The following is a 12,033-nucleotide window of genomic DNA, read 5'->3' on the forward strand; positions in this document are numbered from 1 at the left end:
CTTATGATTCGATCGACTCAATGTACTGGCTATCGATGAGGAACGCTCCTCTGGCAAAGCGAACGCCCCAATAACCGCCCGGACGGCGATCGATCACTATCCCTTCTTCGCCAAGGCGAATCACGTCGCGAGGACGCAGCATTGGCATTGGTTCGGCTGTTTTGACGTAAGGTGGTAATGCCACCACTCGGACTTTTTTACCAACGGTAAATTCTTTAGTCATTGGTCAATGGTCAGTGGTCAGTGGTCAGCGGTCAGTGCAAAATTCAAATTTTAGATTTCAAATTTCAGATTTAAATTTAATCCAAAATCCAAAATCCAAAATCCAAAATTCTCTAGGGTGCTTGCCAAATTTTTTGATGATATTTTTCTAAATCTGCATAAGGGTCAACGGCGGGGTGGTCATGGTCATGGCTGTGGTTATGATGACTGTGGTGCGCGTGATTATGGGCAGAATCATCGTGAGAGTGATCGTGAGTATGGTGATGGCGATGTCCGTGTCCGTAATGGAAATGATCGTGGGCGTGAGAATGTCCGTTGCTGGAGGAATTAAATGCTAGGCGGAATTTGCACATTTCGCAGTTCATCTGCACTTGACCTAGCTGAGTTTCAATTTCCCGTTCTCGCAATACCCTGAAAAGTTGGGGATGAAGCCCCATTTCCGGTAAGCAAGTCATGGCAATATGGGGATATTGCTCTTGCTGTTGGGCGGTGATATCGAAAATCTTTTTAACCAGAAGTCCGGTGAAGAGGAAGTACGGTAAAACTATAATCCGTTTGGGTTGGTAGAGTCTGGCGCGACGGAAACCTTCTTCCAAACGGGGATGAGTAATGCCGATAAAGCAAGTTTCGACTGTCAGATAACCGCTGCCTTCCCAAAGGATGCGGGCGAGTTTGTATACGTCGCCGTTGGCATCCGGGTCGCTGGAACCTCGACCGACAAATAGGAGGACGGTATCTTCTCGCTTCCACTCCGGTCGATCGAGTTCGGCAAGGCGCTGACCCCACAATTCTAATATCCCTGGCGTGACGCCAAAATGACGCCCGTAGTGAATCTTTAGCTGGGGATGCCTTTGTTTTGCCCGGTCTAATTCGTTCGTGATGTCAAACTTGTTGTGCCGAGCTGCAAATAAAAGTATTGGCAAGGCTGAAAGTTCGGTGTAGCCTTGTTCGACGCATTTGTCTATTCCCTCTTGAATTGTAGGGCCGGTCAGTTCCAAAAAGCAGGGTACGACGGGACGAGAGGTGTCCAAAGCTTGATAGGCGGCGGCAAATTCTAGAAAACTCTGCCTTCCATCATCATCTCTGCTGCCGTGACCGATCGCCAGTAGAGGACGTTGCAGCGGCAGAGGTGGCAATTCTAAGGACTGGGAGTTAGATAAAGAAGTCGGACTGGATGAATTGGCAGCAAACATTAATATAATCCTTTCCCGTGCGAGGCAGGAAATTATGGTGGACAGTTGCAGGTAGGCATTCTGGCTTACGAAGCAGTTGACGCTCGCTTACAGCTGCCGCACAGCCTCGGAGTTACACCGAAGTTTCCCTACTGTGTCAAGTTTCAAACACGCTTTGATATATTAACCGATCGCGCTGCTGCCCAAAATGCGGGGGAGGGGGAGTAAGTCAAAAGTCAAAAGTTAAAAGCCAAGAGGAAGAAGGGATATGGGGGACAAAGAAAAATTTTCCTGGCAAGCAACTACTGACAAGAGATCCCAAAGAGGGAATTTTCAATCCTCACGCTCGTATCATTCTCACCTGGGATAATGGAGTGAACCTTTCCCTGTAGCATATGCAACAATCATATTAATGCCATCGAAATTGAAAAACTTTTTCTTGTGCCTCAATTAATTAAATTCTCCAGCTTTGCTAAGTTGGTGTTCCTCTTATCGCCCATATACATAGTTGATGAACTTGAGCCAATAGTTGCATAATTAATACCAGAATACAAGCAGGAGTGATGGGGAAACGGGATAATCTGCCTTCAAAATGGCCAGAGCGTCTCCTCGTACACGACGATCGTAAATCTATTTTAACTTCTCTGGAAATACAATCTATTTTTACGTTTGGCTTTTTCAATCAACTCAATCCATTTTAGATTAAGTAGTGATGTTGGAAGTTCCCGGTCTTAAGTACATTTGCGATTACATTAGCGCGGCTGAACAATGTCAATTGCTGGATACGATCGATCGTCAAGTCTGGTCAACAGAATTAAAAAGAAGAGTTCAGCATTACGGTTACAAATATAATTATCAAAAACGCTCGGTTGAATCATCGCTGTATCTGGGCGATTTACCGGATTGGTTACTGAGTATTGCCAAACAACTTTATACAGACAAGTTAACGGAAAGTTTACCGGATCAAGTAATTATTAATGAATACGAACCCGGTCAGGGAATAGCTGCACATATCGACTGCGTACCCTGTTTTGGCGAAACGATTATTTCATTAAGTTTGGGGAGTGTCTGCGTGATGGACTTTACTCACAGTCAAACGAAACAAAAGATACCCATTTTGCTATTGCCGGGAAGTTTGCTTATCTTACAGAAACAGGCTAGATACGAATGGCAACACGGGATTGCACTTCGTAAGAAAGATAAGTATAAAGGCAAGGAATTTGTAAGAACGAGAAGGATATCTCTGACGTTTAGAAAGGTCTTAGGAATTACCGCTCGAAACGAAGTGCAATTGCTTTAAGGACTCGCTCAGTCCAATTGCGATCTTCAGGAGAAATTACGACTACTTCAAAACCGTACTTTTCCCCTTCCAATCTAACTCCTTCAGAATCGTCTACGTGCAGGTCTATACCAAATATTTTGGGGTTTTTGCTGAGCGTAGAATTGCTTGGATTGCGTCTTAGATAAGCATGATAAGTAGCTTGATTAATCACTTTTGCTACATGAATGCCGTAGCAAAACAACCACAAACGTACATAAAAAGGCGAACGATAAGAAGTTGTATAAATCCAAACTTCGCACCCATATTGTTTCAATTTTTGCATCAGTTCGCGTGTGCCGAGGCGCAGCGGTTCGTTAATCCAGGGCTTGAGAAAAAACGGTACTCGGTTTGGTTCTCGCTGGACGCAACCTTGATGGCAAATAAGGGTGTCATCAAGATCGAATGATATTCGCATAAATTTTAAGATATTACTTGAATAATTCTAGACATTCGGCTTTTAAAATACCTTTTGTAACTGGAATTTTCCTAAATCCTTTGGCAATGATTTCTTCGCAAGGTAAATCAATTTGAGAAATGCCTCGCTCAATTAAATCTTGAATGGAAGCACCGTAAACAATTTCTGATATGCCTGCCCAAATACAGGCTGTGGCACACATGGGACAAGGTTCGCAAGAGGTATATAAGGTATAGCCTTGGAGAGAGTAATTGCCAATTTTGGCGGTTAAACGACGAATGGCGTTGATTTCTGCGTGGGCTGAGGGGTCGTTATCTCGCTTGACGGTGTTATGGGCGGCGATCGCTACTTCGCCATTTTTGACTATCACCGTACCATAGGGAGCGTCGCCTTGTTTTGCTTGCTCGATCGCCATCTTCATGAAATCTTTGTGATTCATATCGTTAGGGTTACTGTTAATTCAGGATTCGTGCAGGGGAAATACGGATATGGCAACGCTGAAAGCTGCAAAAACATAGCCAAGTTTCCGTATTTTCCCTTAAGCTACTTAACTTGTCTCCTAGATATACTACGTTTATTGCTGGCCTTTTTTAAGGTTGGTAAAAAAACAGAAGCGATACCCGATCGACATCCGTTGCCAACTCTATTTTTCCTGTGATTGCGATCGAGATCGCTTAAATAATGGATCTGCATCGGTAAAGTGGACAGGGAAATATCACAATTTCTTTACAGATCGATCGCTTTCCACTTTAGAAGCCTGAAACATAATAAAATCATCGAGTTCAAGCAAAAGCGATGTCTAACTACATTAACCTACTTCCAGCCGGCTTGTTCGAGTTATTTGCTGAAGCCACCAGTTCTGGACGCATAACTATTGCCGATCGCTACGGATTAATGGCAGCACTTTTGCAAAATAGTTTAAGCGAAGAAGAACAAAGCATCCTCGATCGACTACTGTACGGAGTGCGTCGGGGACGCCTGCAAGTTGTGAATGAGATTTCTAATGTGGAGTAAATCAGATGAATCGATCCACTTGACATCAAACGAAAAGATTGATAAGAGTCGCTAAAGTTCTCAATGGGCTGGGAGAGGAAGCTCTGTTATTCAAAATAAATACAAATTAAAGCCCTTGAATTACTCTATCAGGGGCTTTAATTTTGTTTTTCGCTAAATAATTTGAAGATCGATCGGCAATATCAAAATTGTGAAAAAATTTTACATTTCAAAATTTTTACCTTAAATACTGTCTAGCTAGTAGTTAAGGCAGAGCGATCGATCAACTGTTTAATTGTCGGTCTATAGGGCTGAGTAGATGCGACAACCTCTGTGAGATCCGGCATTTCTTGCCAGCAGTGGGAACAAAACCAGTAAACGCGGCTATGTCTAATGTGGCGCAGTAACTGATTCGAGCAACAAAGACACTTAGTCATAACATTCCTCCAGCTAAATACAGACTGTATAGTTTGTAATCTTTCTCGTTATTGGCGAACCATTGTTTATTCAAATTTGTAGCTCCACTCTAGGTTCTACAAATGCTAATACTTTCCCGCTTAGTGGCTCCTACAAGGAATCAGATCGCCTAAGTAACTTTTTGGAAAAAAAGGAAACTCCAGTACAATAGAGAGAATTTCTGCTTGTTGGTAACATTTGTTATAAATCCTAGTATTTTATACTCTGGTGAAATGTTCTAGATTAAAACATCGGCAGGTTTAATTGCTTGTGGTTAAAAGCAATTCAGCTCTATTGGTTTAACTTGTCAAATGAAGTATAACCAACTATTAAGCTGCTCCTGTTTTGAGATTAAACCAACAATGTGGAGATCCCGCGCAGAAACTTTTTTTTGTCTATTAAATATCAAACCACGCTAGCTGCGATTTTTCTGTTAAAAAGATCACAATTTATTAAAAAAAGTCTGAAAAACAAAATTGCTCGTCCAAAAGTTCGATCGAAGTGCTGAGGGTTAGACAAAATCGGCAACCGGTTACTCTGGAGCATAGATTTTGTTTGCACTGTGTCACAAGTTAATGGATAGCTAAAAATTAAGAATTATTACAAAAATGCGCTTATTTACGCCGACATTGTATAAGTCCCTTTCTGGATTGGCTATCCGGTACATCATCCCATAAGTAAAGCCGATCGATTTTATGAAACGCTTGCTGTGCCGTACAATCATTACCAACACCCTACGCTCCATCGCCCCATACCCTATGGCCGAAAAAACGGAGACAGGGGGACGGGAAGAGCGGCAAAGACAGTTAGCTCTATAAATGTAACTTTGCTTTACAAGTAATGAAATTTAACATTCAGTCATAAAAAATCTACTTATAGCTTTTATATTTTATCACTTGTCGTTGCCTTAAAAACTTATATTTTATTGAAAAAATTGTTCGATAAACTGGTTTTTTCAAATTAGCAACATAACAATTTATTTTTCTTAAGAAATACCATAATACAAGCAGGGAGACATTTTTTACTTTTAGTAAGTAAGGAAACAAAAAGTATGTTCTTTGTGTTGGCTAGAGAAAGCGATAGGATGCAATTAGAAAGAAAATCGAGCATTGCAAAAGGCTCCCTCTGCTAAACAGCAGCAACAATTGAAGAGATTTATTACGGGAGATAAATAAATGTTGCAAACAGAACTATATTCACAAGAACAATCGCAGCTGGAAAGAGAAAAATCTTTAGTGCTGACTTTTGAAGAAATTCGCCTCAGCGACGTTCCTTTGGTCGGCGGCAAAAATGCTTCTTTAGGGGAAATGATCCAACAACTATCTTCTAAAGGAGTGCAAGTTCCGACTGGATTTGCCACGACAGCTTATGCTTATCGGTACTTCATCGAACAAGCGGGTTTAGAGAAAACGCTGCGCCAGCTATTTTCTGACCTAAATGTGGATGATGTGAAGAACTTGCGGATGAGGGGTAAGCAAGCTCGTGCCTTGATTCTGAACACACCTTTTCCGGAAGATTTAGAAGAAGCGATCGCTGAGGCATATAAAAAGTTATGCGCTCGGTACGGTACTGGAGAATCTTGCCAAGAACTTGACCCCAACGATCAAGAAGCCTGCGAAAAATACAGTCTCGATCTCGATGTTGCCGTTCGTTCCAGCGCCACAGCAGAAGATTTGCCCGACGCCAGTTTTGCCGGTCAACAAGAAACCTACCTGAACGTCTACGGTGTAGAAGCAGTGCTGGAAGCTTGCCATAAATGCTTCGCCTCCATCTTTACCGATCGCGCCATCTCCTATCGCACCATCAAAGGCTTCGATCACTTTGAAGTCGCCCTTTCCGTCGGCGTGCAAAAAATGGTACGTTCCGACTTAGCTTCTTCCGGTGTTATGTTCTCGATCGACACAGAAACCGGCTTCAAGAACGCCGCCTTAGTTACCGCCGCTTACGGTTTGGGTGAAAACGTAGTCCAAGGCGCAGTTAACCCCGACGAATACTTCGTCTTCAAACCCACTCTCAAACAAGGTTACCGCCCCATCCTGGAAAAACGCCTCGGCAGTAAAGAAATCAAAATGATTTATGACGTTGGCGGTGGCAAACAAACCAAAAACGTATCCGTACCAGAATCAGAACGGGGTAAATACGCCCTCAACGACGAGGAAATTCTCATCTTAGCCAAATGGGCTTGCATCATTGAAGATCACTATTCCGAACTGCGGGGTAGCTACAGCCCGATGGACATAGAGTGGGCCAAAGACGGCTTAACCGGCGAACTGTTCATCGTGCAAGCGCGTCCGGAAACGGTGCAATCTCAAAAATCCAGCAGCGTTCTGCGTAACTATCAACTGAAAGGCAAGAGCGAAGTACTGGTAACCGGTCGTGCTGTGGGCGAAATGATCGGTCAAGGCAAAGCCCGCGTCATTCTGGACGTTCACAAAATCGACCAATTCCAAGCCGGTGAAGTGTTGGTAACAAACAAGACCGACCCGGATTGGGAACCGATCATGAAGAAAGCGAGTGCGATCGTCACCAATCAAGGCGGACGTACCTGCCACGCGGCAATTATCGCTCGCGAAATGGGCATTCCGGCAATTGTCGGTTGCAGTAATGCTACAGGTGTTTTGACTAACGGTCAAGAAGTCACCGTCTGCTGCGCGGAAGGGGAAGAAGGACGAGTTTATCAAGGTCTGCTGCCGTTTGAAGTCCAAGAAACCCAACTGGACAACTTACCGCGCACCCGCACCAAGATTTTGATGAATGTGGGCAATCCAGAAGAAGCTTTTGGTTTAGCTTCGATTCCTTGCGATGGTGTAGGATTGGCACGCTTGGAATTTATCATTGCCAATCATATTAAATGCCATCCTTTGGCGCTGATTCATTTCGACAAACTGGAAGATGAATCGGTGAAGCGGGAAATTGGCGAGCTAACTGCACTATATAATAGTAAGCCTGATTTCTTTGTGGATAAGTTGGCGCACGGAATCGGTACGATCGCAGCTGCATTTTATCCCAATCCGGTAGTAGTGCGGATGTCGGATTTCAAGAGCAACGAATACGCCAACTTGTTGGGTGGCAAACAGTTTGAACCGAAAGAAGAAAACCCGATGATCGGTTGGCGCGGTGCTTCTCGCTATTACGATGAAAAATATCGCGATGCGTATGGTTTGGAATGCCAAGCGCTGAAACGAGTACGGGATGAAATGGGTTTGGTTAACGTTATCCCAATGATTCCTTTTTGCCGCACTCCCGATGAAGGTCGCAAGGTGCTGGCGGAAATGGAAAAATATGGCCTCAAGCGCGGCGAAAACGATCTGCAAGTCTACGTGATGTGCGAAATTCCCAATAACGTGATTATGGCGGATCGATTCAGTGAAGTGTTTGACGGCTTTTCGATCGGTTCTAATGACTTGACGCAGCTGACTTTGGGGCTCGATCGCGACTCGGCTTTAGTGGCCCACATTTTCGACGAACGCAACGAAGGTGTGAAGGAAATGGTGCGGTTGGCGATCGAAAAAGCCAAGAAGAATAATCGCAAGATCGGTATCTGCGGTCAAGCACCTTCTGACTATCCCGAATTTGCTCGTTTCTTAGTGGAACTGGGTATTGATTCGATCAGTCTGAATCCCGATTCCGTGATGAAAACTCTGCTAGACATCGCTAAGGTGGAAGGCGTCAGCTGAAGCATCAGTTCGGCGAGTTTAATTTGGGCTATTAGCTGTTAGGAGTGAGTAGTTAGCGGAAACACCGCTAACTACTCATCTTGCTGTTTTTATATTTTTTTGTTTATAACTCGTGACTAATGACAAAAGTTGATTTATGCTTAAATCACTAAGGACTATTTCTACAGATATTAACTTTCAGTGAAAAAAAGCAATCAAAACGGATTTGCGATAAGTCCTGCCATTTAACTTACTTTGAAGAAAAAGTTTATATGTTCCGCAAAATACTGGTAGCAATGGATAACTCTGAAGACAGCAAGCATATTTTTGAAAAAGCTCTATCCTTGGCGAAACTAACCAACGCTCATCTTATGTTACTGCACGTTTTGTCTCCCGAAGATGAAGGTTATCCAAACATGGATTTGCAGCCTAGCTTGAGTTATTATGCAGGCAGGCACGAACAGATCGATAGTTATTTAAAGAGGCTGAAAGAGTTTGAAGAGCGAGGTAGAGAAATATTGCGATCGCGCCTAGCTCAAGCCACTACAGCGGGGGTAAAAGCCGAGTTTTGCCAAAATACGGGCAACCCCAGGTGGAGCATTTGCGACTTGGCTCGGACTTGGGACGCTGACCTGATCGTGATGGGGCATCGCGATCGGATTAGATTGAAAGATATGGGACTGGGCAGCGTCAGCAACTACGTCACCCACAACGCGCATTGCTCGGTATTGATTGTACAAGATAACGGGTAATTTTAGCAGGACGTTACCCACGCCGAAGCCAGAAACCGGGTTTCTGAGTCGATATCTAATTGAGAAAGCAACGATTTTTCTAAGAAACCCGGTTTCTTTAGGTAAATTTAGATTTTAGATTGAAATTCAATTTAAAATCTAAAAATTTCAATTGCTTAAACTGCCCCACTATTTTTTAGGAACACAACGACAATAGTTTTTAAAATGAGCTTCATATCATACATGAGACTCCAGTTTTTTTGATATTTCAAATCCAAACGAATCACATCCTCAAAACTGCGAATTTGAGAGCGCCCGCTCACCTGCCATTCCCCAGTCATCCCCGGTTTGACATCTAAACGCTGCCATTCTGGAACCTCGTACTTTTCCACTTCATCTGGTGTGGGCGGACGAGTGCCAACTAAACTCATTTCGCCTTTTAGCACATTCCAAAATTGAGGTAATTCATCAAAACTTGTGCGCCGTAAAAAGCGGCCAACTTTTGTAATGCGAGGGTCACGATCATTTTTGAATAGTGGGCCGGATATTTGGTTTTTAACGGTTGACTTGAGTGCTTCCGCATTAACGCACATCGAGCGAAATTTCCACATCCGAAAGCGCTTTCCCATCCAACCGCAGCGAATTTGACCGAAGAAAATTGGGCCTGGACTATTGAGCTTAATAGCAACGGCGATGGGAATAAACAAAAGGGCCGTAATTAGCAAACCTACCAGCGCCCCCACAATGTCTATGACACGTTTAAGCCAGGAACGGACAGAAGGATGGGTAACTGGTGGCTGAAATTCTTGGCGACGGGTTACGGTGGGAGGATTGATTTCGCTGATTTCCTCGATCGTAAAGACTTGGTTTAATCCGGTCAGGGACAGCACCGCCATAACTTGAGGTCGCACGTTGCGGAGTACTAATTGAATTCCTTGCTGCTGGGCAGTTTTGAGATTGCTGACAAGGGCACCCAAACCACTACTATCCATAAAAGTGGTTTGGCTGAAATCAATGATAATTTGGCTGGGAAGCGGGCTTCCCTGGCAAAGCTGTTGAAAGTTTTGCTTGAAGGCAACTGCCTCCAGCACGCTTAAACGAGGGGGAGCTTGAATTTGAGGACTCTCTTCCAAGAATTTAACCCGAAAATCTACCGCCGGAATTTAGCCAATTATGGAAACAATATAAAGACATCATATCAAGTGACAATATGATGCTGCTGTTTCCAAAAATACTGCGTTACAGTGACTGACAACATTCATCCAAAATAATTATTCCATACTCTACCAGAAACTAACTTTCTATATATTGACAAATTCTGTTTTTAATGATTGCAGGGATTCGCGATCGAATATCCCCAGTCCCAGTCTCCGATCGAGAGCCCCCCACACAAACAGCCCAACCGTAAGCCAAAATTAAAACTATAACCCCAGTCATCTGGAGAATACGATGAATTTCAATCGTTTGCGTAGAATTATACCAGCATTATTACTGGCTGTGTTGTTGCTGGTCACCTCCACCTCCTGTCGGGCGCAAGATACGTCCCCATATGCCCAAACACAAAAGCAAAGCACTCAAAGAGGGGCTACGCCGGCAGTTGCCAAGAATGCCGAACAAGGTAGCAGCTTTAATAAATTCTTTCCTAAGTCTGCTGACGGCTACCAAGTAGTACCAGCACAGGAAAAGAAAGGATTTGCTGAGTATAAGTTGAATAAAGATGGTAAGAATGTTGCCGTGATGTCTATTAACGATACGGTCAGCACTCCAGACGCTCAGAAGAAATACCAGCAAAGTACCGAAAAAATTGGCGGTTATCCAGCAGCCGAAGCTCCCGGTAACGCTACAGGAGTCCTCGTAAATAATCGCTACCAAGTAAAAGTGGCATCCCGCGATCCATCTTTTACCAAGAACGATCGCGTCACTTGGCTGCAAAAATTTAACTTGAGTGGAATTGCCCAACTCAAGTAAATTTTTGTGCAGTAACTTTTCCGATAACAACCATCAAACAAGGATTTTTTGTGAGCAAAACGATTTATCAATTAGTTGATGAACTGCCCTCTGGCGGTATGACTGTGATGGCGTTGCGATCGCTTGATATTGTCGTTCCAGGCGAGTGGCAAAATTTGGTTGGTTTCGATAACACAATTCGCGCCGTTACAGGTGAAACAGACCCAGCTTTTATCCAACAAATTGGCGAACGCGCCGTCTATTTGTTCAACGACAAATCGCAGGGATACCAAACAGCTTTATGGCTGTATCAATCAGTCGATCGAGCTTCTTCTGCGTTGGGTGCAGCTGCTTTAGCCAACAAAGTTGGCGAGAAAGTTCCTCTGCTCGGATTTCTCGGTAACATCACTCCCAAAGCAGAAAAAGCGCAAACGATCGACCTAGCTGTTAAGTTAGTAGTTGAATTGGTTGCCTTCTGTCAAATTAACGGTATTCCCGGCGACAGCATTGGCGATTTCTTAGCATCTCTAGGCGACTACAGCGGCGAATCTTTGATGCGGATGGCGGCGCTAGTTTGCTTTGATGGTCTGATTCCTCTTGGCCCTGACTTTATCCAAATGGTTCTGTCGAGATTCAATAACATGAGTCCGCAAGAATTGGAACAAAATCAAAGTTTCCAAGGTGTCAAAGATCAGATTCCTGGCGGTAATTCTGACGGTAAACTCGGTTTTATTAACGAAAGCTTTGGTTCGGTTTCTGGATGGATGGGTGATTTTGTTAAATCTCGCGGTTTGACACCGCAAAAAGTTGCCCAGAATCTATCCAACTTTATCGAATTTAGCGATGATAAGCTGGATTATCTCGGTGCTTTCCTGGATGTGTCAACGAATTATTACGAACACACAGGCATTCAAACTTTAGCTCGTCGGTTAATTGAACGAGCTGTTGCCGAAATTTAGAAAAAAGTTGTCTTCAGGGTGCATCTCTTTCTCAGTATCCGAAAAGCTGCTATTTCAAATGGTAGATAATAGTAGTTGTGTGAAAGTGAGATGCACCCACAAGGAATCATAAAAAAGCAGGGTTCGTTCTAAATACACAAGCAATCTCCAATCTAAAATTA

12 protein-coding genes and 1 riboswitch are annotated in these 12,033 nt (G+C 43.6%); of the genes, 6 read left to right on the forward strand and 6 right to left on the reverse strand.

Features of this window, described 5'->3' with window-relative positions; genetic code table 11:
* Position 1 precedes the first annotated feature (1 nt).
* On the reverse strand, positions 2-223 hold the full coding sequence (sipA, locus tag H6G03_RS08450) for a regulatory protein SipA (RefSeq protein ID WP_190463877.1): 222 nt from the start codon (positions 221-223) through the stop codon (positions 2-4).
* A 112-nt stretch (positions 224-335) separates the two neighbouring features.
* The gene (locus H6G03_RS08455; RefSeq protein ID WP_190463878.1) at positions 336-1,415 is read right to left on the reverse strand and encodes a sirohydrochlorin chelatase; all 1,080 of its coding nucleotides are present in this window, start codon (positions 1,413-1,415) and stop codon (positions 336-338) included.
* A gap of 33 nt (positions 1,416-1,448) precedes the next feature.
* Positions 1,449-1,587, reverse strand: a riboswitch (cobalamin riboswitch).
* Between the two features lie 519 nt (positions 1,588-2,106).
* Between H6G03_RS08455 and H6G03_RS08460 the strand changes: the two genes are divergently transcribed.
* On the forward strand, positions 2,107-2,694 hold the full coding sequence (locus tag H6G03_RS08460; RefSeq protein WP_190463879.1) for an alpha-ketoglutarate-dependent dioxygenase AlkB: 588 nt from the start codon (positions 2,107-2,109) through the stop codon (positions 2,692-2,694).
* On the opposite strand, the gene H6G03_RS08465 is transcribed toward H6G03_RS08460, so the two are convergent.
* Positions 2,663-3,130 carry a hypothetical protein gene (locus H6G03_RS08465; RefSeq protein WP_190463880.1) on the reverse strand — a complete coding sequence of 156 codons (468 nt, stop codon included), beginning with the start codon at positions 3,128-3,130 and terminating at the stop codon, positions 2,663-2,665. The two genes, H6G03_RS08460 and H6G03_RS08465, sit on opposite strands and share 32 nt — an antisense overlap.
* A 13-nt stretch (positions 3,131-3,143) precedes the next feature.
* On the reverse strand, positions 3,144-3,569 hold the full coding sequence (locus H6G03_RS08470) for a nucleoside deaminase (RefSeq protein WP_190463881.1): 426 nt from the start codon (positions 3,567-3,569) through the stop codon (positions 3,144-3,146).
* 356 nt (positions 3,570-3,925) lie between these two features.
* On the opposite strand from H6G03_RS08470, the gene H6G03_RS08475 reads away from it, so the two are divergent.
* Positions 3,926-4,144, forward strand: a complete 219-nt coding sequence (locus tag H6G03_RS08475) for a hypothetical protein (protein ID WP_190463882.1) — start codon at positions 3,926-3,928, stop codon at positions 4,142-4,144.
* A 233-nt stretch (positions 4,145-4,377) separates the two neighbouring features.
* Here H6G03_RS08475 and H6G03_RS08480 read toward each other — a convergent pair whose 3' ends face one another.
* Positions 4,378-4,560 (reverse strand): hypothetical protein, encoded by a 183-nt coding sequence (locus tag H6G03_RS08480; RefSeq protein ID WP_190463883.1) that lies wholly within the window; start codon positions 4,558-4,560, stop codon positions 4,378-4,380.
* A 1,194-nt stretch (positions 4,561-5,754) separates the two neighbouring features.
* Between H6G03_RS08480 and ppsA the strand changes: the two genes are divergently transcribed.
* Together ppsA and H6G03_RS08490 are read left to right on the forward strand one after the other, a co-directional pair.
* Entirely contained in the window at positions 5,755-8,256 is a 2,502-nt protein-coding gene (ppsA, locus tag H6G03_RS08485; protein ID WP_190463884.1) for a phosphoenolpyruvate synthase, read from the forward strand.
* Positions 8,257-8,507: 251 nt separating this feature from the next.
* Positions 8,508-8,987, forward strand: a complete 480-nt coding sequence (locus H6G03_RS08490) for a universal stress protein (protein ID WP_190463885.1) — start codon at positions 8,508-8,510, stop codon at positions 8,985-8,987.
* A gap of 155 nt (positions 8,988-9,142) precedes the next feature.
* On the opposite strand, the gene H6G03_RS08495 is transcribed toward H6G03_RS08490, so the two are convergent.
* Complete coding sequence (locus H6G03_RS08495) at positions 9,143-10,099, reverse strand: exopolysaccharide biosynthesis polyprenyl glycosylphosphotransferase (protein WP_199315205.1); 957 nt, start codon at positions 10,097-10,099, stop codon at positions 9,143-9,145.
* A 316-nt stretch (positions 10,100-10,415) separates the two neighbouring features.
* On the opposite strand from H6G03_RS08495, the gene H6G03_RS08500 reads away from it, so the two are divergent.
* Positions 10,416-10,934, forward strand: coding sequence for a hypothetical protein (locus H6G03_RS08500; RefSeq protein WP_190463886.1), 519 nt, complete (start codon positions 10,416-10,418; stop codon positions 10,932-10,934).
* 50 nt (positions 10,935-10,984) lie between these two features.
* Entirely contained in the window at positions 10,985-11,872 is an 888-nt protein-coding gene (locus H6G03_RS08505) for a hypothetical protein (protein WP_190463887.1), read from the forward strand.
* Positions 11,873-12,033 lie beyond the last annotated feature (161 nt).

The sequence above is a fragment of the Aerosakkonema funiforme FACHB-1375 genome (assembly GCF_014696265.1).
In the GTDB taxonomy this organism is placed as follows: Bacteria; Cyanobacteriota; Cyanobacteriia; order Cyanobacteriales; family Aerosakkonemataceae; genus Aerosakkonema; species Aerosakkonema funiforme_A.

Coding starts and splice junctions, on each gene's coding strand:
- H6G03_RS08480 (WP_190463883.1), bottom strand. CDS start 4,560: ATGACTAAGTGTCTTTGTTGCTCGAATCAGTTACTGCGCCACATTAGA.
- ppsA (WP_190463884.1), top strand. CDS start 5,755: ATGTTGCAAACAGAACTATATTCACAAGAACAATCGCAGCTGGAAAGA.
- H6G03_RS08465 (WP_190463880.1), bottom strand. CDS start 3,130: ATGCGAATATCATTCGATCTTGATGACACCCTTATTTGCCATCAAGGT.
- H6G03_RS08490 (WP_190463885.1), top strand. CDS start 8,508: ATGTTCCGCAAAATACTGGTAGCAATGGATAACTCTGAAGACAGCAAG.
- H6G03_RS08470 (WP_190463881.1), bottom strand. CDS start 3,569: ATGAATCACAAAGATTTCATGAAGATGGCGATCGAGCAAGCAAAACAA.
- H6G03_RS08500 (WP_190463886.1), top strand. CDS start 10,416: ATGAATTTCAATCGTTTGCGTAGAATTATACCAGCATTATTACTGGCT.
- H6G03_RS08455 (WP_190463878.1), bottom strand. CDS start 1,415: ATGTTTGCTGCCAATTCATCCAGTCCGACTTCTTTATCTAACTCCCAG.
- sipA (WP_190463877.1), bottom strand. CDS start 223: ATGACTAAAGAATTTACCGTTGGTAAAAAAGTCCGAGTGGTGGCATTA.
- H6G03_RS08475 (WP_190463882.1), top strand. CDS start 3,926: ATGTCTAACTACATTAACCTACTTCCAGCCGGCTTGTTCGAGTTATTT.
- H6G03_RS08460 (WP_190463879.1), top strand. CDS start 2,107: ATGTTGGAAGTTCCCGGTCTTAAGTACATTTGCGATTACATTAGCGCG.